Genomic DNA, 18,476 nt, shown 5'->3' on the forward strand with positions numbered 1-18,476 from the left:
GTCACTTCTCCGACTTGCCGGAGTCGTCCGCGAGGTACGGAGCGAGCATCTTGCGCAGCCTCTCCTCGCTGAGCCCCTGGAGGGTGCGCGCGGCGACCTTCCCCTCCCGGTCGATGATGAGCGTGGAGGGGACGGCCTGGGGGTTGAGGGTGCCCTTCTCGAAGCGGAGCATCAGCTTGCCGGCCGGGTCGTACAGGCTCGGGTAGGTGAGCCCGTAGTCCTTCTCGAAGGCGCGGGCCGGGCCGGTGGAGGTGTCGCGGGTGTTGATGCCGACGAACTGGACGCCCTGGTCCTTGACGTCCTGGTACACCTTCTCGAAGTTCTTGGCCTCGGCGCGGCAGGGCGGGCACCAGGAGCCCCAGACGTTGAGGACGACGACCTTGCCCTTGTAGTCGGCGACGTCGACCTGCCCGCCGTCGACGGTCTCGCCGGACAGGTCGGGGGCGTCGGCGCGCTCGCCCTCCTTCGCGGTGGCGATGCCGTCCGAGCCGGTGATGAAGCCCGTCTGGCCGCCGCCGCCCGAGGTGCCGCCGGAGCTGCACGCGGACACGAGCAGCGCCGCGGCGGCTGCGCCGACGGCCAGGGCGGCCCGGCTACGGACGCGGACGCGGGCGTCGGCGGTGCGGTCGGCGATGCGGTTCGTGCGGATCGAGCGCAGGGGGGCGCGGCTGGCGGCACTCATGTGAAAAGTTTCGCATGTCCGTTCCGAGGATCTTGCGCACCCCCCTCGCGGGCTCGAACCCGCATTTCAGGGGCCGTTTCGGGCGCCGTCTCAGGCGGCGTTCGCGGGTGCTCCCGAGGTGGCCGTGGACGCGCCGGTGCCGGCCGGGGTCTCCTTGAGGAAGGCGTTCCAGCCGCCGGCCGGCCGCTGTCCCACCTCGACGGTGCGCAGCTTGGCGAGCACTTCCGGCTTCTGCACGTCCAGCCAGTCGGTGAACTGCCGGAAGGAGACGAGCCGGATGTCCTCGCCCTTCTCCTTCTCGCGCGCGATGTGCTTGAGGACGTTCTCGACGGCGTCCATGTAGATGCCGCCGTTCCACTCCTCGAAGTGGTTCCCGATGAAGAAGGGCGCCCGGTTCGTCTCGTACGCCCGCTTGAAGCCGGATATGTAAGCCTTCGTGGCCTGTTCGCGCCAGCCCGGGTAGTTGTGGGCGGGAGCCTTGGTCGAGTTGACCGACTGGTTGGCGAGGATGTTGTAGTCCATCGAGAGGACCTCGAAGGAGTGACCGGGGAACGGTATCTGCTGCAGCGGGAAGTCCCAGATCCCGTCCTTCTTCACCGGCCACACCTGGCGGCCGCCGGGCGAGGAGGCGTCGTAGCGCCAGCCCAGCTCGCGGGCGGTGGGCAGCAGGTTGTCCTGGCCGAGCAGACAGGGTGTGCGGCCGCCGACGAGTTCCTTGTCGTAGTCGAAGGGCAGGGAGGGCAGGTCGGTCCAGCCGCTGTTGGTCCGCCACTCCTTCACGAAGGACTTCGCCTGGTCGATCTCGCTGCGCCACTGCGCGGGCGTCCAGTTGCCGACGCTGCCGCCGCCCCCGCAGAAGTGGCCGTTGAAGTGCGTGCCGATCTCGTGCCCGTCCAGCCAGGCCCGGCGGACGTTCTTCAGCGTCGCCTTGATGTGCTCGTCGGTGAGGTAGCCGATGTCGGAGGCGCCGCGCGGGTTGTTCGGCGGGTCGTAGAGGCGCTTCTTCGTCTCGGGCAGCAGGTACAGGCCCGAGAGGAAGAAGGTCATGTGCGCGCCGTGCTCCTGGGCGAGGTCCAGGAAGCGCGGGAAGAGCCCGTTGCCGACCTCGCCGGCCCCGTCCCAGGAGAAGACGACGAACTGCGGCGGCGTCTGGCCGGGCTCCAGCGGCACGGGGGCGTCCGGCTGGTGCGGCTGCTTGCCGGTGTACGCCGTGGAGCCGTCGCCGATGGGCTTCGCCGGGGCCTTGCTGCTGCCGGAGGGCGACGGCTTGCCGCCGTCACCGGCCTGGTGGGAGCCGTCCGACGAGGAGTGGGAACCGGTGCCGCAGCCCGCGAGCCCGACCGCCGCCGCGGCCCCCGCGCCGAGTCCGAGTATCCCCCTGCGGGTGAGAGTGCGGTTGGTAGTGCGCATCGCAACCTCGTTCGTCGCGTCCTTGGGTGGTCACTAGGTGAGAGGACGCGACGAACGAGCGGGTTCCGGAAATTTGTGCGGGTTCGGTAACAGGCGTGACGGCCCGCCGGGCAGTACACCCGTCGTGTTCCGTACGGCCGTCGTCTTCCGTACGGCCGTCGTCTTCCGTACGGCCGTCGTAATCCATACGGCCGTCGTAATCCATACGGCCGTCGGATTCCTTACGCCGTCAGGCCCCGTACGCCTTCCCCTGCCCCTTCACGGGCTTGGCCCCCGCGAGGAGGTGGGCCGGGACGAGGTCGCGGGCGGGCTCGGTGTAGCCGACGGAGACGATCCGGTCGCCCCGGTACGTGAACGTCGTCAGGGACGCCAGCGTGCACTGCCGCTTGCGCGGGTCGTGCCACAGCCGCCGCCGCTCGACGTACGACCGCAGGATCCAGATCGGCAGCTGGTGGCTGACGACCACGGCCTCGTGCCCGCGGGCCCGGTCGCGGGCGGCGTCCAGCGCGCCCTTCATCCGCACGACCTGGTCGACGTACGGCTCGCCCCAGGACGGCTTGAACGGGTTGACCACGTGCTTCCAGTTGGCGGGCCGGCGCAGGGCGCCGTCGCCGATGCCGAAGGTCTTGCCCTGGAAGACGTTCTCGGCCTCGATGAGCCGCGCGTCGGTGTCGAGGTCGAGCCCGTGCGTCTTGGCGATCGGCGTCGCCGTCTCCTGCGCCCGCTCCAGCGGGGAGGCCACGACGTACGTCACGTCGCGGGGCGCGAGGTGCTCGGCGACCCGCTCGGCCATGCGCCGGCCCAGCTCGGAGAGGTGGTAGCCGGGCAGCCGCCCGTAGAGGACGCCGGTCGGGTTCTCGACCTCGCCGTGCCGCATCACGTGGACGACGGTCAGCTCGTCGTCGCGGTCCTGGTTGCCGTTGTCGCTCATGCCGTCGCCTCCGCGGCCGCGCGGGCCGCCGCCGGGAGGGCGTCGGCGATGCGCTGGACGGCCCGCTCGTCGTGGGCGGTGGACACGAACCAGGACTCGAAGGAGGACGGCGGCAGGTAGACGCCGTTCGAGAGGAGGGAGTGGAAGAAGGCGGTGAACCGGAAGGACTCCTGCGCCTTCGCGTCCTCGTAGTTGCGGACCGGCCGGTCGGTGAAGAACACGGAGAACATGTTGGAGGCGGACTGCACCGTGTGCGCGACGCCCTCCTTGGCGAGCGCCTCGGTCACAAGGCCCTGGATCCGCGCGGACACGGCGTCGACGGTCTCGTACGCCGCGTCGTCGAGGAGCCGCAGCTGGGCGAGCCCGGCGGCGGTGGCGACCGGGTTCCCGGAGAGGGTGCCGGCCTGGTAGACGGGGCCCGCCGGGGCGAGGTGCGCCATGACGTCGGCACGCCCGCCGAACGCGGCGGCGGGGAACCCGCCACCCATCACCTTCCCGAAGGTCATCAGGTCGGGTACGACCCCCTCCACCCCGTACCACCCGGCACGGCTGGTCCGGAACCCGGTCATGACCTCGTCGGACACGAACAGCGCGCCGTTCGCGGCGCAGGCGTCCTTGAGCCCCTGGTTGAACCCGGGCAGCGGCGGCACGACGCCCATGTTGCCGGGCGACGCCTCCGTGATCACGCAGGCGATCTCGCCGGGATGGGCGGCGAAGGCGGCGTGCACGGCCTCCAGGTCGTTGTACGGCAGCACGATCGTGTCGCTCGCCTGGGCGCCGGTGACGCCGGGGGTGTCGGGCAGCGCGAAGGTGGCGACGCCGGAACCCGCGGCGGCGAGCAGCGAGTCGACGTGACCGTGGTAACACCCGGCGAACTTGATCACCTTGGTGCGCTGCGTGAACCCGCGGGCGAGCCGGATCGCCGACATGGTGGCCTCGGTCCCGCTGGAGACGAGCCGGACCTCCTCCAGCGGCGCGACGCGCTCGACCATCGCCTCGGCGAGCGCGACCTCGCCCTCGGCCGGCGTGCCGAACGACGTCCCGCGCGCGACCGCCTCCTGCACGGCGGCGATCACCTCGGGGTGCCCGTGCCCGAGGATCATCGGCCCCCAGGAACAGACGAGGTCGACGTACTCGCGCCCGTCGGCGTCCGTCAGGTACGGCCCGGTGCCGGACACCATGAACCGGGGCGTGCCGCCGACGGCGCGGAAGGCGCGCACCGGGGAGTTCACGCCGCCGGGCGTGACGGCCGCCGCGCGGTCGAACAGAGCCTGCGAGGCCGGTGCTTCGTATGGATATGCCAGTTCGCTCATGACCTGCGACTTCTCCGACCTTCTCGACCTTCTCCGACGTATCGGACCCTGCGCGGCGTCAGGTTGCCCAGGGTGACTTCGACAAGGGTAGACAACCGCCCCGAATGCCGTGCCGTCTGCCAGACTGGAACCCATCCACGCAGCTCACCGGGGCGACGCGGACGGGGCTGCCGACCGTCCGGCGGGCATATGTTCCGCCGCACGTTTCGGCGAGCGGCCGTGGGGGAGGTCACTGACACGATGATCGGGTTGCGCGGCGGGGGCCACGCGTCCTAGAAAAGCAGTCGGGTGGAGATATGCATCGCGGTGGCGGACTGGGCGAGGGGACCGACGACCTGGGTCCTCGACGTGCCCGGCGGGGAAGGCACCGACGCGAGGCGGAGGAAGCGTCCGAAGCACGTCAGGCACACGGCACCCCGAGCGAGCCCGACCGGCTCGACCGGCGGGCCGACCGGCTGGGGGCGGGGAGCAGGAATGGTGGTCGGGTGGGGGTGACCTACAAGTACTTCGGCGCGCCCGACGGCGCGACCGCGGCCCGCGTCCCGATCTCGATGCGCCCCGAGGAACTGGGCGGCGACGAGCTCGGCATGAACGGCATGTTCACCAAGATCAAGCCGGAGACCATGGCCGCCATGGTCCTCACCGGCATCGAGGGCGTCCCGCTGCACAAGGTGCCCCCGCTGGAACTGGTCGTCCTGCACCCCGACTACGCGGTCGTGAAGCTCCCGATGACCGTCGTCGACCCCCTGCGCGGCATCGGCGAGGAGGCGGTCGGCGCGGCGGCCTTCATCTGGTCGACGGTCCCGGACCGGGGCGGCCCGCGGGACGCGTTCAACGTGTACCAGCTGCTGCACGAGTGGCAGGACTTCTCGCACCGGCTGCATGAGGCGGGGCATCAGCCGTACTGCCTGGTGTGGCCCTGAACTGGGGTTTCGTGAGGGGTGGGCGGGGTCTTCGGGCCTCGCCCTTTTGCGTGCCGGGGAGGGGTCGTCAGGCGGCCAGGGCACATTGAGGGCACATTGGTTTTGCCGGGGGTGGTGATGTGCCCTGGGGCTCTCCGGTTTCCAACGGCTCCGCGCTGGTGAAGGCGTCGTCTATCGCCTTGCGGGTCCGGCTCTCGCTGGACGGCAGCAGGTGCGTGTACGTCCGCAGCGTGAAGCCCGGGTCCGAGTGGCCGAGGTACTCGGAGAGCGCCTTGATGCTCTCCCCCGCGTCCAAGAGCACGGAGGCATACGCGTGACGGAGGGCGTGCATGCCGTCCTCAGGAGCCGCCTGGAGGTACCTCGCCCCGCGCTCGCGGGGAGGGATCACGCCGGCGGCGACCAGGGCTCGCTTCCAAGCGCCCATGTTGAAGACGCTGCGGTTGTACGCTCGGCCCTTCTCGTCGACGAAAAGCAACCGGAAGGTCTTGGGCTCGCCGTCGGGCTTCGCCCAGGGCAGCGTGACCGCCGTGGGCGGGAATCGCCTCATGTGGCCCTTGAGGGCAGTGGAAAGCTGAGCCGACAGCGGCACTGACCGGATCCGGTTGCCCTTGGGCAGAGCGAAAACCGGCTTCGTGCCGACGAGCCGCACCTGGCGGTTGACGTGGATCCAGCCGCCCTTGAAGTCGATGTCCTCGACGGCGCATCCGAAGACCTCCCCCTGGCGCAGGCCGCACCCGAAGGCGAGCTTGCCGCCTGCCTGGAAGCGCTCGGGCAGCCCGGCGATGACGGCACGCACACGCTCCAGGGACCAAGGGACGATCTTCTTCTTGGTCGCGGTCGGCAGCTTGACCGACTTCGACTTGCACGGGTTCTTCGGCAGCAGCCCGTCCTCCACGGCCATGCCCAGGATGCTGGAGAGGATGTCGAAGATGCCCTCGATCGTCGACACCTCGAAGCCGCCGTCCTGCAGCGCGCGAATCCAGCCCTGAATGACCGAAGGCTTGTTCAAGGACCGCAGTTCGCGCCGGCCGAGGTGGGCGACGATGTGGTTGCGGACGGTGGCCTCGTAGCGGAGGGCCGTGGTCGGGCCTACCGAGTTCGCGTCGAGCCACTTCTGGGCGTAGGCGCCGAGCGTCTGCTTCGTCTCGGCGGGAACAACGTAGCTGCCGCTCCGGATCTCGACGTCGACCTCGGCCGCCCGCCTGTCGGCGTCGGCCCTCGTGTGGAAGTTCTCCTTGCGCTGGTAGCCGTCCAGGTCGCGGTACCGGACCTGCCAGCGCTTCCCGACCCCGTGGTCCGAGGTCGGGACCATCCGCCGGGTGCGGCTCTTGTGCTCGGTGCACTGGGTCTCGTCCGGCTTGGGATGGGACTTGTGCCAACGGTCGTACACGTCAGCCAAGGAGGGCCTCCCGGGCTCCGCCGCAGGCGTCTGCGGCGGAGTGACGAGGATGGGCGAGCCGGGCCCCAGTAGGCAGCAGATCCGCCGGCGGGACACCGAGGGCTGCGGCTATCAGGACGAGATCGTCGATGTCGCAGCGCCGATGGGCGCGCTCCGTGCGACTGAGCGCGGTGTTGGTCATCGGGCGGCCCATCGCGGTGCAGCGGGCGGCCAGTTGATGCTGGGTGAGGCCGAGCGCCAGCCGCATGCGCTCGATGGCGCGGGCGGTATGCAGGCCGGCGGGGCCCATTTCAAGAGGTCTAGTTGCCATAACAGGTAGCTGTAACTTGCAGCCGAAGCCTTTGGCAAGAGTTGGTTCTTAAACCCTACAGAAGTCGCTTCCCACCGGATCCACAATCGCCCCGACTAATGCCTGCCATACGGTAGTGGAAAGGCTGCGTCGCCGACTCCGCTCGCCGGAAAGCGAGCGCACTATAGCTGACTTCATCCTTCGCCGATGGGGCACCACCTGCCCGTACGAACCACCCGCCACCCTGGCGCCGACTTTTTGGTCAACCGCCAATTCGCCCTTACGGTATTGCCTCCCGTGCTCACCAACGGGAACTTCTGGAGTCTTCTAGAACCAACTCTGGACTTCTCCGCCCAGGGTGTGGCTGTGTTGTCCACGCAGTTGTCCGAAACCGAAAAGGGAGCCCTATGCCGAGCCTTTCCCCCCGTCCCGCCCGCGCCACCGCCGACGCCTCCCGACGCGGCCCCCTGGCCACCCCGGCGGAAGTCGCCGAGTACCTCGGGGTGCCGGTCAAGACGCTCTACCAGTGGAAGTACCGGGGCATCGGCCCGAACGTGCACAAGGTCGGCCGCCACCTGCGCTACCGCTGGACCGAGGTGGACGCCTGGCTCAATGCCCAGGCCGCGTACGACCTGGCGGTCTGATAACCCCTCACGGGAAGCGAAGCGGCTCCCGGCGAGCCACCGCCGGGAGCCGCGCAGCCCCTTCCCTCATCGCCCCTTGCCAGAAAACGATCTGTCTTGGTGAGCCGGACCTTGCCCGTCCGGCTCACCGGGGAGGAACGCCTGTGGACGAATCTACGACCTCTCACACCCCCACCGCACCCGCCGTCACCCCGTCTTGGCCACCCGTGGCCATCCCCGGCCAGGGCCTGGCGTCCGATCCCTCATCCAGCGAGCGTGATCGGACCGACAGCTCCAACGAGGGCGCCGGCCTGCTGGACGAGCTGCGCGCAGCGATCGCCCGGTACGTGATCCTGTCCAGTGGCGAGGCCCTGACCGCCGTCACGCTGTGGGTGGCGGCCACGCACATCCAGCCCGCGCTGCAGCACGCTCCGCGCCTGGCGGTGGTCGGGCCGGCGAAGCGGTGCGGCAAGTCCCGCCTGCTGGACGTGATCACGGAGACGGCGCACGACCCGCTGATCACCGTGAACACCAGCCCGGCTGTCGTCTTCCGTGCCATCGGTGACGACCCGCCCACTCTGCTGGTGGACGAGGCCGACACCATCTTCGGCAGCATCAAGGCCGCCGAGAAGAACGAGGAGCTGCGCGGCCTGCTCAACGCCGGCCACCAGCGCAACCGGCCCGCCCTGCGGATCTCCGGCCCCGAGCACAAGACGCGGAAGTTCCCCACCTTCGCCATGGCCGCGCTCGCCGGCATCGGCGCCCTGCCGGACACGGTCATGGACCGGGCGGTGGTGATCCGCATGCAACGCCGCAAGGACGGCGAGCGCGTCGAGCAGTTCCGCTCCCGCCGCGACATCCCAGCCCTGCACGCCCTGCGGGACCGCCTGGCGGCCTGGATCCGTCCGCTCATGGACACCGCCGCGGACCTGGTACCGCGGATGCCGGTGCAGGACCGCGCGGCGGACACCTGGGAACCGCTCGTGATCGTCGCGGAGCTGGCCGGCGGTACCTGGCCCGAGGACGCGCGCGCTGCCTGTGTGGCCATGTGCGCCGCCGAGGCGGACAAGGACGACGAGTCCAACCTCAAGACCCGCCTGCTGCAGGACATCCGGCGCGCCTTCGCCCGCTGCGGCGACCCGGACATCATGCGCACCCGGGACCTGCTGGAGGAGCTTCTCAAGGACCAGGAGGCTCCGTGGGCCGAGTACGGCACCACCGGCCTCAGCCCACGCCATCTTGGGCTCCTTCTGAAGGACTTCGACATCAAGGCCGCCACCCTCCGCTTCGAGGGCGGCAGGCAGGCCAAGGGCTTCGCCCGGCTCCGCTTCACCGACGCCTGGGCGCGGTACTGCCCGGAGGAGTCCGCCTCCGAGAACGGTGACGAGAGCGCCCCGACAGGCCCGGACCCGCACCCGTAAAGACCCGTCGCACCCGTCGCATCGCAGGTCAACCCCGTGACGGGTGTCGTCGCTGCGACGAGTCATCTCGTACCACGACGATCACCCGTACCTGCTCTGACCAGCCGTGCGACGGGTGCGACGGGTCCGCCACCTCGCTGCCCACCAGCCCTCCCTGCTTGGAGCACCCGCTTGCCTGCACGCACCACCACGGCCCCCGTGCCGTTGATGACCGCCGCGATCCGCCTGGGAGTCGCTCTGGTCGGCACGATCGGCTTCGCCCTCTCGTACGACGCCCTGCGACAGATGGCAGTGGCGATCCACATCCGCGGGGTGCTGACGTACGCCTTCCCGCTCGTGATCGACGGGTTCATCGCCATCGGCGTCGCGGCCCTGCTCATCCTGCGCGCCGCCCCCTGGCGATCTCGCCTTTACGTCTGGGCCCTGGTTGGCGTCGCCACCATCACGAGCATCTGGGCGAACGCCCTGCACGCAGTCCGTCTCAACCAGGAGAGCGACGCCGCCGGGCTCCACCTGGACGACGTCACCGTCGGCGCCCTGTCGGCCATCGCCCCGCTCGCGCTCGCCGGAGCCGTCCACCTGGATCTCGTCATACGCCGCCACCCCACTGGACGGCACTCGACTGAACCGGTCAGTGCTCAGCGCCACGCTCACGTCGAGGACTTGCTGCGGCCCGCTCCGGACAGCGGCACGGCCGATGCCTCGAAGGGCGCGGCACAAGCACGGCATGAAGTTGTGGCGGAGGACATCGCGGACGTGGCGGACCCTCCGGCCGAAGTGGCGGAGGCGCGTCAGCCCCACAGCCCGATCAAGGGTCGTCAGCCCAGCGCTTCCACGGAAACGCTCCTGGCTCTCGGCCGCGCCGCGCCCCTGGGCCGCCAAGGACGTATCTCCCGCCGCCACGTCGAAGCGGCGATCCGAGCCCAGGGCCACCCTGTCGGCAAAGACCGCCTCACCGAGATCACCCGTCGCCTGCAGGCCGAACTCGACCGCACGCGTGAGCACGCCTCTTCATGAAGGTCCAGCCAACTTCCACCCACCTCAACCTCGAGAAGGGCCGACCGATGCGCGCATCGCGGAGTGAGCCGCTGTCCGGACAGCTGGAGATGACCACGGGCCTCACCCAGCCAGCAAGGTATGCCGTTGGACCGTCCAAGGGCCGGTCCAACGGGAGTTCCGCCCCGGGGGTGGCGGAGACTCTCGGGAGCCAGGGGGCACCCGAGGAGGGACAACGCGTCCAGGCCACGCCCGTCGTCCTGCCGCGTGCCGCCGAAGCCGCCGCCCTGCACCGCATCGCCCGTCGCCGCAAGCGCAAAGACACCCAGCGCAAGGAACGCGTCGATGTGCGCTACAGCGTCGAAGAGAAGAGCACCATCCTCGCCAAGGCCCGGTCCCTCAACATCGCCGGCGCCCACTACGTCGGCGCCGTCGTCATGGCCCACATCCACGGCGACCTCACCCTTCCGGGCCAGCGCACCCCGCTGGACGACTACATCGACGAGCTGACCGCCCTGCGCGAGCAGGTCGCCAAGATCGGCAACAACGCCAACCAGATCGCCCGGAAGCTCAACTCCGGCGGTCATCCACATCCCGGGGATACCTCCGTCCTCGCTCAGGCCGAACGCACCCTGGGCGCGGTTCGAGCGGCCATCAGCGAGATCGCCGTGGCTGCAAACCAGGCCGTCATCAACAAGGCCGCCCGGTGATCGCCAAGATCAGCAGCGGAAAGGACACGGCCGGCCTGATCCGCTACCTGTTCGACACTATGAAGGCCAAAGACCACACCGATCCCCACCTCGTCGCCTCCTGGGACGGCTTCGCCCCCGACCCCGGCCGCACAAATGACTTCACCGCCACAAAGCGGCTTCTCGTGGCTGACCTCGACCTCCGCGTCAAGCAAGCCCGCCGACTTGGCCGCGCACCCGAGCGGCACGTCTGGCACTGTTCCCTCCGCGCCGCCACAACCGACCGGCACCTCAGCGACGAGGAGTGGGCCGACATAGCCCGCCGCGTCGTGGCCGCCACCGGCATAGCGCCACAAGACGACCCGGACGGCTGCCGCTGGGTCGCCGTCCGTCACGCCCCCGACCACATCCACATCGCCGCAACCAAGGTCCGCGGCGACCTCCGCCCCGCCCGCCACTGGAACGACTACCTCACCGCGGACCGCGAACTCGCCACCATCGAGAAGGAGTACGGACTCCTTCAAGTCGTCCGGGGAGACCGCACCGCCGCCAGACGCTCCACTCGCGCCGAGCAGGAAAAGGCACACCGCCAAGGCCGGGACATGTCGGCTCGTGAACGCCTGCGCACCATCGTCCGCACTGCCGTGGCCGCCTCCACCAGCACCGAGGAGTTCATCCGCCTGCTCAGCCGCACCGAAGGTGTGTTGGTCGAAGCCGTGTACTTCCCTTCCGGCGACGTACGCGGCTACAAGGTCGCCAGCGAAGACAACCTCACCGCCGGCAAGGAACCCATCTGGTACTCCGGCTCCACACTCGCCCCGGACCTGTCCCTCCCCAGGATCCGAGCACGCCTGGAGGCCACCGACCCGGAGCCCGCCAACCAGCCGAGCAGGCGCTCTCCTCGCTCTCCCAACCCTTGGCACCAGGCCACTGCCGCTACCGAGCGCATCCCGCACCACCTCAGCGGTCACGACGATGGAGCCTCCCAGGCCCACCTCGCCGCCTTCGGTGAAGTCCTCGACGTCCTGCCCCTCCTCGCTCCCGCACCCATCCGCGCCCAGCTCCGTGAAGCCTCTTCCGCCTTCGAGCGCGCCACGCGCTCCCGTATTCAGGCCGAACACCACCACGCCCGTGCCCTGCGAAGCGCCACACGTGCGATGCTCCGCGAGCCCGCACCAAGCGACGGTACGGCGCTGGCGATGCTCCTCGATGCCGCGATCCTGGTCACCATCGCAGTCTCCCGCTGGCACCAGCTCCGCCACCACGACCAGCAGGTCGCCGCAGCCCAGCAGACCCTGCTCCACCTACAAGCCGCCTACGACCAGGCAGCAACCGCGCCCCTGACCGCCCTCATCCGGCGCCGACCGCCACAACCGACTGGGGACCGGCACATCCACCACATCCGTCGGGCCGTACCCGAGCACTCAGAGCACGTCCTCGCAGATCCCTCGGTTGCTGCCCTCACTGCCGCACTCGCCGAAGCGGAAGCATTCGGGCACGACCCTGAGCGACTCCTCAGACAGGCCACCGACCTACGTGCCCTGGATGACGCCCGCTCCCCCGCAAGGACGTTGACATGGCGAATTCAACGCTTGAGCGCACGGCCGACGCCCAACGCACGCGCCCGTGCAGTACAGGCCCACAGCGCAGCACGGCCCAATGGGACACCCGGCTCTCTGGCCCACGAGGCAACCACCGTCTCGCCCCCGCAGCCGCGAGCACATCGGCGCTGATCACGACCGCGCGGACAGCCTCGGGGCAAGCAGCTCCAGCACTTCCTCCCAGCGGTAGCGGTCGGCCCCGCCGCCCGCCTTCGGCCGGTGAGGCTCGTAGGAGCCGATCAGGACGCCCATCTCTCGCAGCAGGTCCAGACTCCGGCGGTACGCAGGATGGGCGGCTTGGGCGGAGTTCAGGTACGGCAGCACGGCAACCGGTACACCCATGGCGGGCGCCTCGCACAGGATGCCCAGCGCGAGATTGTCCGAGATCCCGGCGGCCCACTTGTTGACCGTGTTGAAGGTGGCCGGGGCGACCGCGATCGCATCCGCCGGCCGGCTCGGACGTGGCTCACCCGGTGACCGCCAGGCCGAGCGGATGGGGCGGCCGGTCTGGGCCTCGACCGCCTCCGCATCAAGGAAACCGGCTCCTTGCGGGGTGGCTACGACGCCGACGTCCCAGTGCCGTTCCTGTGCTGCCGTGATCAACCGGCCGACGTCGGCGGCGACCCCTGCTGCGCAGACCACGATCTGGAGGAACGGCTTGTCGTGCTGGTCACTCACGCGGGCACTCCCAGTTGGCGGCTGAAGTGGTGGAGCTCGGGCAGCGCCCGGCGACGGTCACGGGCTGCCATGTCGGCGACCAGTTCGCGTACGGCCGGGCGGCGGACGTCCTGTGCCGCGCAGCTCTCGGCGATGCGCAGGGCCTGGTAGCCGTCGGCGAGTCTGCCCTGCTGACTGTAGGCGCGGGCGGCCTCCACCCAGAGCGCGGCCCGTCGCTCGGGGACGGGGATGTGCCGCCGCATGAGGGGGCGAGCGGTTTGGAGGGCGATTCCGGCGTCGCCGAATGAGACAGCCGCGCTGATCTCGTGCAGGGCTACGTTGGTCGGGCTGAAGTTCGCCCAGGCGTCCGGCCTGTCGAATGCGACGTAGCGGGCCACCTCTTTGGCCTCGGTGAGGAAGTCGTGGGTGGTTTCGCGGTCGCCGTTTCTGCTGGCGGCGGTTGCTCCGCGGAGCAGCAGCAGGCCGACCGCTGCCAGGTATCGGGGCGAGCGTTGGTCGTAGGAGCCGCTGAGCTGGGCGACGGTGTGGCGCACCATGTTCACGGCTTGGGCTGTGTGCTTCTCCCGTACGAGCACGTGAGCGTGAACGCGGACGCTGGCGGCGAGGACGACAGGGTCCCCGGACCTTTCCGCCTCGGCCATGGCCCGGCCGGCCGCGAGCCAGGCGTTGCCCTGGTCGGCTCGCTTCAGCAACAGGCTCACCGACGTCTGGTAGGCGGTCGCGAGCAACCCGGACGCCTCCGCCGAACCGGAGGAACCGCCGGCGACCTGGCGCAGGTCGGCGATCAGGCCCGGCAGGGCCTGCTCCAGTTTCGCGTAGTCGCACGTGCAGAACAGCCGGCGCACGGTCCGCGCTCGCTCCCGCAGCTCGTCGATACCGGAGGAGTCACCGGTGGCGGCGGGGCTCGGTCCCGGCAGCAGGACCTGGATCAGGTCGTGGTGCGCCACGGTTGGCGTCGGCGTTGCCGCGAGCGCGGCGACGCTCGCGGCAAGGAAGGTGCGGCGGTGCATGTCCTCGGTTCCGGGATCGCTGGGGCTGGCGTCGGGGGCAGCGGCGAGGCCGAGGCGTTGCGGTGGGATGTCCAGTACCTTCGCGATCTCGCGCAGCACGCGCACGTCCTCCGTGCCCCTGCCGTTCTCCAGGCGGCTCACCTTCGACTGGTGGTAGCCCAGTGCGGTGGCAACGTCCTTCTGCGAGCGCCGCTGTAATGCGCGTGCCTGACGGATGACTTCGCCGATCCGTCCGGCTTCACTCTGTGCGTCGGCCATCTGTGCCACGGCCCCTTCTGCCGTCGCCGATCCTGCCTGCTCAACCGAGCGTAACCGAGCATCGATTGGCCGCGATGCAGCTCCTGCATAAGTGATGCTGCCCCGGCACACGGCATGGTCCCGCTTGCCTCCGGAGCGGTTGCCTGGAGCAGCCGCACCGACCCTGGAGGCAGCTTGTGAAAGCGCACCAGTTCGCACTCTCCGTATCCGCCACACCGACCGCGGTCACCGCCGCCCGGCACCGGGCCGTGGACGCGATAGAGGGCTGGGACACGGTGCTGGGCAACGAGGTGGTGCACACCGCCGAGCTCGTGATCAGTGAGTTCGTCACCAACGCGGTCCGGCATGCCGAAGCCGGCCCGGTTTCCCTGTCCGTCCGTCTCGACGGGCAGTCACTGCGGATCGAAGTCTGCGACGACTGCCCGGAGCTGCCCCGGCCGGGTCTCCCGGATCCGTGTAGCGAGAGCGGCCGAGGTCTGTTCCTCGTGGCCGCGCTCGCGGATCGATACGGCGTCGAGCCGACGGCGGTCGGGAAGTGCTGCTGGGCCGAGATCGCACTGCCCACCAATCCGGACCATCCGATCGTGTCCCCCCTTGTTGCACAGAGGAGTTGCTGATGACGACCACTCGCGTCCCCGGCGTGGCCGCCGAGGTGATCGCCGTTCGTCCGGGCCCACCGCTCACCGGCACTGTGACTGTCGACGGCTCCAAGAACGCGGCGCTCCCGCTGGTGGCCGCCGCGGCTGCCCTCGGCTGTCCGGTGAGGCTGAACAACATCCCTGCCAACACGGACGTGCAGACCATGCTCGCGCTGCTCCAAGAGTCGGGCTGGCACGTTGCGCAGCCAGTCGGGAAGCCGACCGCGGCGGTGATTCTGCCGACTAAAAACCAGCCCGTGCGCCCCCACCTGCCCCAGGCCGCGCGTATCCGGGCCTCGTACTACCTGGTGCCGGCCCTGCTCGCCCGGCACGGAGAGGCACGGCTGCCGTGGCCGGGAGGCTGCCGGATCGGCGCACGCGGGATGAATCTGCACTTCAAGGTGTACGAGGCGTTCGGCGACCGGAGTGTCTTGGATGATTCCGGATATCGCGTCGAGGCCGCCAGACGCCGCAAAGGCACCGTGTCCCTGATGCTGCCGTTCCGCTCGCGCGGGGCGACGGTGGCCGCCCTGCTCCGGGCCGTCAATACCGGCCGGCCTCTGCGGCTGGGCGAGCCCAATCTCTCGCCGGAAGTGCTGTATGTGCTGGAGGCCCTGCAGGCGGCGGGCTGGGAAACCCGGGCCAGCGAACGCCTGCTCACCCTCTCGCCGCCGCCCTCGGCACCGAGCGACGCCGCATGGATGGTACCGGGAGACAAGGTGGAGGCAGGGACACTCGCCTGCGCAGTTGCCGCCACCGGCGGAAGCGCGCGCATCCGAGGCGCGCGAGCTGACGACCTGGCCCCCCTCGTGGCCGCCCTGCACCGACTGGGAATCTCCGCCGTCAGCGAGGCGGACACTCTCACCGTGAACGCCCAGGACGGCCGCTTGGCCAGCCACCCCTTACGGGCCACCGCCTCGCTCAGCCCGGGCGGCTTGGACGCCGACTTCGAACCACCACTCATGGCACTGGCCCTCGGCCTGCCCGGTACCCACCTGTTCGCCGACGCCATCAACCCGGGTCGCCATGGCAATCTTGTGCCGCAGTTGGCCCGCCTCGGGGCGTTCATCGAGGAGATCTCCCCCACCGAGTGCCGCCTTACTGGTCCTCAACGGCTGACCGGGACGGGCGTGGAGGCCACCGACATCCGAACCGGATCCGCCCTCATGGTCGCCGGCCTCACCGCCCAGGGCGTCACCACCCTTGGCGGTCTTGACCAGCTCCGCCGCGGCCACGCCGACCTGCCCGGCAAGCTCCACACCCTGGGCGCCGACATCTGCGAGGTCACCCCATGACCACCGACGGGCGCAACCTGCGCCAGATCGTTGCCACAACGGACGTCCACTCCGCCTTCGACAACGCCGCGCCGTTCCTGACCCACCTCCACTCGCTGCGGCCGACTTCCCTCATCGTGGACTGCGGCGACTTCTTCGAAGGCAGCGGGTACTACCGCCTCGCCCGCGGCACGATCGAGCGGGGGATCCTGCTCAGGCTGTACGACGTGCTGGCCTCCGGCAACCACGGCTGGCCCCACTACTTCGAACCCGACCTTCACCGGCGCACTGTCTGCGCCAATGCCGTGGATGCCAACACCGGCGACGCTCTGTTCCGCCGCCTGTACATCGCCGACATCGATGGACGGCGCGTCGGCGTAACTGCTGTGATCGGCCGGCAAGCCTTCCACTCGATCCCGGCTGCCCAGCGAGCCGGCCAATGCGTCACCGATCCCCTGCAGTCCCTGCGCGAGGTCATTCTCGCCCACAACCACGAGGTGGACAGCTGGGTCCTGCTCAGCCATTCCGGCTTCGACGAGGACCGGAAACTCGCGGCAGCCTGTCCGTTCCTCGACGTGGTCTTCGCCGGGCACTGCCACAGCGATCAGTACGGACCGGTCCGAGTCAACGGCACCCTGCTCGCCAAGGGTCGGGAACTCGCCGACGGCTATGCGATCGCGACACCCGTAGGCACGGGATGGGGTGCTGGCACTACATCCTTCCCAAATCGGGCCCCGAGCCGCTTTCCCATGGAGCTTGCGGATCTGCGCTCCCTCATCGAAAACGTCAAGCACCAGCTGGCCGCCATCCTCGGCCCGATCAGTCCGGCGTACCGCCACCAGCCCCTCGACCGGCGCAGCCTGCTCATGGAGCTCACCGCCCGCCTGCGTACGGCACTCGGGGCAGACACGGTCATCCTCAACGAGACGGCACTACGTGCCGTCCCGCTCGGCGACACACTCACCCAGGGCGACCTGCTCTCCATCGAGCCGTTCGCCAACCAGCTGGTGCACGCCCACGTACCTGAGCCGGCACGCAGCGACCTCCGTGGCCTGCTGTCAGATCTGACCGCCCAGTCCGGTCCGCTCGTCACGGCCCCCTATCCCCTGCCGGACGCCATCACCACCGTGCTGACCACCGACTACCTCGCCGACACCTACCTCGGCGGACGCACACACGAGGCCGGCCTGCGCCTGGACCAGGCCGTCCAGCACGTCCTCACCGCTCCCGACACCGCGGAAGGAGACAGCGAATGATCCTCACCGGCCCGGAGATCACCGCTGCCGCTCACGACGGCCGCCTCCGCATCACCCCGTTCGCCGCCGACCAGGTCAACCCCAACAGCTACAACGTGCGTCTGGGCCCCACCCTGATCACCTACACGAGCACTGTCCTGGACCCACACCGGCCCAACCCCACAAACGCAACCAGCATCGGCTCGGACGGGCACATCCTCCAGCCAGGCGAGCTCTACCTCGGCCACACCCTCGAAGAGGTCGGCTCCGACACCTTCGTGCCACTGCTGTTCGGTCGTTCCTCCGTCGGACGCCTCGGCCTGTTCGTCGAGATCACCGCCCCCATCGGCGACATCGGCTTTCACGGCCAGTGGACGCTCATGCTCACCCCGATCCGACCGCTGCGCGTATACGAGGGCATGAAGATCGGGCAGGTCATGTTCTTCGTCTCCACCGGCGCCATCGACCTCTACCGCGGCAAGTACCAGGCCGCCGCAGGACCGCAGCCCTCCGCCTACTGGCGAGACCTCGCCCGACTCCGGGCGGTGGCATCGTGATCCTCACCGGCCCTGCCATCGCCGCCGCCGTCCAGGCCGACGAGATCACCATCGACCCGTACGAACCCAGCCGCCTCTCCCCCAACGCCTACGACTGGCGGCTCGGGGACACGATCCGCGTCTGCGACGGCGACCTCGACGCCGCGACCCCCACCGCCTTCACCGAGCAGCCCATCCCCGACACCGGCCTCGTACTGCGCCCTGACCTGCTCTACCTCGGCATCACGCTGGAGCGGACCGGTTCGGAGACGTACGCGCAGCTACTGAACGGCGACCGCACCACCGGGTCCCTGGGCATCTGGGTTCACGTCTCGGCTCCGCTCGGACACCAGGGCCATGCGATCCGCTGGACGCTGGAGATCCGCGCCACGCGACCGGTGCGCGTGTATCCGGGCATGACCTTCGGCAAGCTCGTCTTCCTCACTGCCTTCGGCGCCCCGGCCAGCTACCAGCATCAGCCCGCCAAGTACGCGTCCACGGAAGGCATCGACGTCTCGCGCCTCTACGAGGAGATCGACGGAGGCACGCGGTGAACGCTCGCTCGGCCAC

At 69.7% G+C, this 18,476-nt stretch carries 19 protein-coding genes; 11 read left to right on the forward strand and 8 right to left on the reverse strand.

The features are described 5' to 3' along the window. Window position 1: 1 nt before the first annotated feature. The 4 genes from ABS735_RS34330 to hemL form a co-directional block, all read right to left on the reverse strand. Window positions 2-682, reverse strand: a complete 681-nt coding sequence (locus ABS735_RS34330) for a TlpA family protein disulfide reductase (protein ID WP_373903986.1) — start codon at window positions 680-682, stop codon at window positions 2-4. A 90-nt stretch (window positions 683-772) separates the two neighbouring features. Continuing rightward, the gene (locus ABS735_RS34335) at window positions 773-2,092 is read right to left on the reverse strand and encodes a polysaccharide deacetylase family protein (RefSeq protein ID WP_373903987.1); all 1,320 of its coding nucleotides are present in this window, start codon (window positions 2,090-2,092) and stop codon (window positions 773-775) included. A 229-nt stretch (window positions 2,093-2,321) separates the two neighbouring features. After that, a complete protein-coding gene (locus ABS735_RS34340) occupies window positions 2,322-3,023 on the reverse strand; it encodes a histidine phosphatase family protein (protein ID WP_373903988.1) in 702 nt (233 codons plus the stop codon). Continuing rightward, a complete protein-coding gene (gene hemL / locus ABS735_RS34345) occupies window positions 3,020-4,336 on the reverse strand; it encodes a glutamate-1-semialdehyde 2,1-aminomutase (protein WP_373903989.1) in 1,317 nt (438 codons plus the stop codon). Before hemL ends, ABS735_RS34340 begins: the two co-directional genes overlap by 4 nt. Before the next feature lie 485 nt (window positions 4,337-4,821). On the opposite strand from hemL, the gene ABS735_RS34350 reads away from it, so the two are divergent. Beyond that, complete coding sequence (locus tag ABS735_RS34350; RefSeq protein ID WP_003974483.1) at window positions 4,822-5,259, forward strand: hypothetical protein; 438 nt, start codon at window positions 4,822-4,824, stop codon at window positions 5,257-5,259. Between the two features lie 67 nt (window positions 5,260-5,326). Here the strand turns inward: ABS735_RS34350 and ABS735_RS34355 are convergent, their stop codons facing one another. Next, window positions 5,327-6,649, reverse strand: coding sequence for a tyrosine-type recombinase/integrase (locus ABS735_RS34355; protein WP_373904300.1), 1,323 nt, complete (start codon window positions 6,647-6,649; stop codon window positions 5,327-5,329). Between the two features lies 1 nt (window position 6,650). Further along, window positions 6,651-6,968, reverse strand: a complete 318-nt coding sequence (locus ABS735_RS34360; RefSeq protein ID WP_042176503.1) for a helix-turn-helix domain-containing protein — start codon at window positions 6,966-6,968, stop codon at window positions 6,651-6,653. 386 nt (window positions 6,969-7,354) lie between these two features. On the opposite strand from ABS735_RS34360, the gene ABS735_RS34365 reads away from it, so the two are divergent. The 5 genes from ABS735_RS34365 to ABS735_RS34385 all read left to right on the forward strand — a co-directional run bounded on the left by ABS735_RS34365 (window position 7,355) and on the right by ABS735_RS34385 (window position 12,409). Beyond that, window positions 7,355-7,591 (forward strand): helix-turn-helix transcriptional regulator, encoded by a 237-nt coding sequence (locus ABS735_RS34365; RefSeq protein ID WP_071528887.1) that lies wholly within the window; start codon window positions 7,355-7,357, stop codon window positions 7,589-7,591. A 143-nt stretch (window positions 7,592-7,734) separates the two neighbouring features. Next, the gene (locus ABS735_RS34370) at window positions 7,735-8,991 is read left to right on the forward strand and encodes a DUF3631 domain-containing protein (RefSeq protein ID WP_373903990.1); all 1,257 of its coding nucleotides are present in this window, start codon (window positions 7,735-7,737) and stop codon (window positions 8,989-8,991) included. A gap of 198 nt (window positions 8,992-9,189) precedes the next feature. Beyond that, window positions 9,190-10,008 (forward strand): DUF2637 domain-containing protein, encoded by an 819-nt coding sequence (locus ABS735_RS34375; RefSeq protein WP_373904301.1) that lies wholly within the window; start codon window positions 9,190-9,192, stop codon window positions 10,006-10,008. 170 nt (window positions 10,009-10,178) lie between these two features. Continuing rightward, window positions 10,179-10,697: a plasmid mobilization relaxosome protein MobC gene (gene mobC / locus ABS735_RS34380; RefSeq protein WP_043381443.1), complete on the forward strand. Its 519-nt coding sequence runs from the start codon at window positions 10,179-10,181 to the stop codon at window positions 10,695-10,697. After that, window positions 10,694-12,409 carry a relaxase/mobilization nuclease domain-containing protein gene (locus ABS735_RS34385; RefSeq protein WP_373903991.1) on the forward strand — a complete coding sequence of 572 codons (1,716 nt, stop codon included), beginning with the start codon at window positions 10,694-10,696 and terminating at the stop codon, window positions 12,407-12,409. The genes mobC and ABS735_RS34385 overlap by 4 nt, the downstream gene beginning before the upstream one ends. Here the strand turns inward: ABS735_RS34385 and ABS735_RS34390 are convergent, their stop codons facing one another. Both ABS735_RS34390 and ABS735_RS34395 read right to left on the reverse strand, forming a co-directional pair. Then, on the reverse strand, window positions 12,410-12,955 hold the full coding sequence (locus tag ABS735_RS34390) for a flavoprotein (protein WP_373903992.1): 546 nt from the start codon (window positions 12,953-12,955) through the stop codon (window positions 12,410-12,412). Then, window positions 12,952-14,223 (reverse strand): helix-turn-helix domain-containing protein, encoded by a 1,272-nt coding sequence (locus ABS735_RS34395; protein WP_373903993.1) that lies wholly within the window; start codon window positions 14,221-14,223, stop codon window positions 12,952-12,954. The genes ABS735_RS34390 and ABS735_RS34395 overlap by 4 nt, the downstream gene beginning before the upstream one ends. A 176-nt stretch (window positions 14,224-14,399) precedes the next feature. On the opposite strand from ABS735_RS34395, the gene ABS735_RS34400 reads away from it, so the two are divergent. The 5 genes from ABS735_RS34400 to ABS735_RS34420 are packed head-to-tail and all read left to right on the forward strand — an operon-like array spanning window position 14,400 to window position 18,460. Beyond that, a complete protein-coding gene (locus ABS735_RS34400; RefSeq protein ID WP_373903994.1) occupies window positions 14,400-14,840 on the forward strand; it encodes an ATP-binding protein in 441 nt (146 codons plus the stop codon). After that, entirely contained in the window at window positions 14,840-16,156 is a 1,317-nt protein-coding gene (locus ABS735_RS34405; RefSeq protein ID WP_373904302.1) for a UDP-N-acetylglucosamine 1-carboxyvinyltransferase, read from the forward strand. The genes ABS735_RS34400 and ABS735_RS34405 overlap by 1 nt, the downstream gene beginning before the upstream one ends. Then, window positions 16,153-17,391 (forward strand): metallophosphoesterase, encoded by a 1,239-nt coding sequence (locus tag ABS735_RS34410; RefSeq protein ID WP_373903995.1) that lies wholly within the window; start codon window positions 16,153-16,155, stop codon window positions 17,389-17,391. Before ABS735_RS34405 ends, ABS735_RS34410 begins: the two co-directional genes overlap by 4 nt. Beyond that, window positions 17,388-17,927 carry a dCTP deaminase gene (gene dcd, locus ABS735_RS34415; protein ID WP_373903996.1) on the forward strand — a complete coding sequence of 180 codons (540 nt, stop codon included), beginning with the start codon at window positions 17,388-17,390 and terminating at the stop codon, window positions 17,925-17,927. Before ABS735_RS34410 ends, dcd begins: the two co-directional genes overlap by 4 nt. Next, complete coding sequence (locus tag ABS735_RS34420) at window positions 17,924-18,460, forward strand: dCTP deaminase (protein ID WP_121701931.1); 537 nt, start codon at window positions 17,924-17,926, stop codon at window positions 18,458-18,460. Before dcd ends, ABS735_RS34420 begins: the two co-directional genes overlap by 4 nt. Window positions 18,461-18,476: the final 16 nt, after the last annotated feature.

Origin of the sequence: Streptomyces sp. MMCC 100 (assembly GCF_041538145.2) — a bacterium.
In the GTDB taxonomy this organism is placed as follows: Bacteria; Actinomycetota; Actinomycetes; order Streptomycetales; family Streptomycetaceae; genus Streptomyces.

What these genes read in the sequence shown, in the direction of transcription:
- ABS735_RS34330 (WP_373903986.1), bottom strand. Translation starts at nt 682, where the DNA reads ATGAGTGCCGCCAGCCGCGCCCCCCTGCGCTCGATCCGCACGAACCGC.
- ABS735_RS34335 (WP_373903987.1), bottom strand. Translation starts at nt 2,092, where the DNA reads ATGCGCACTACCAACCGCACTCTCACCCGCAGGGGGATACTCGGACTC.
- ABS735_RS34340 (WP_373903988.1), bottom strand. Translation starts at nt 3,023, where the DNA reads ATGAGCGACAACGGCAACCAGGACCGCGACGACGAGCTGACCGTCGTC.
- hemL (WP_373903989.1), bottom strand. Translation starts at nt 4,336, where the DNA reads ATGAGCGAACTGGCATATCCATACGAAGCACCGGCCTCGCAGGCTCTG.
- ABS735_RS34360 (WP_042176503.1), bottom strand. Translation starts at nt 6,968, where the DNA reads ATGGCAACTAGACCTCTTGAAATGGGCCCCGCCGGCCTGCATACCGCC.
- ABS735_RS34365 (WP_071528887.1), top strand. Translation starts at nt 7,355, where the DNA reads ATGCCGAGCCTTTCCCCCCGTCCCGCCCGCGCCACCGCCGACGCCTCC.
- ABS735_RS34395 (WP_373903993.1), bottom strand. Translation starts at nt 14,223, where the DNA reads ATGGCCGACGCACAGAGTGAAGCCGGACGGATCGGCGAAGTCATCCGT.
- ABS735_RS34405 (WP_373904302.1), top strand. Translation starts at nt 14,840, where the DNA reads ATGACGACCACTCGCGTCCCCGGCGTGGCCGCCGAGGTGATCGCCGTT.
- ABS735_RS34410 (WP_373903995.1), top strand. Translation starts at nt 16,153, where the DNA reads ATGACCACCGACGGGCGCAACCTGCGCCAGATCGTTGCCACAACGGAC.
- dcd (WP_373903996.1), top strand. Translation starts at nt 17,388, where the DNA reads ATGATCCTCACCGGCCCGGAGATCACCGCTGCCGCTCACGACGGCCGC.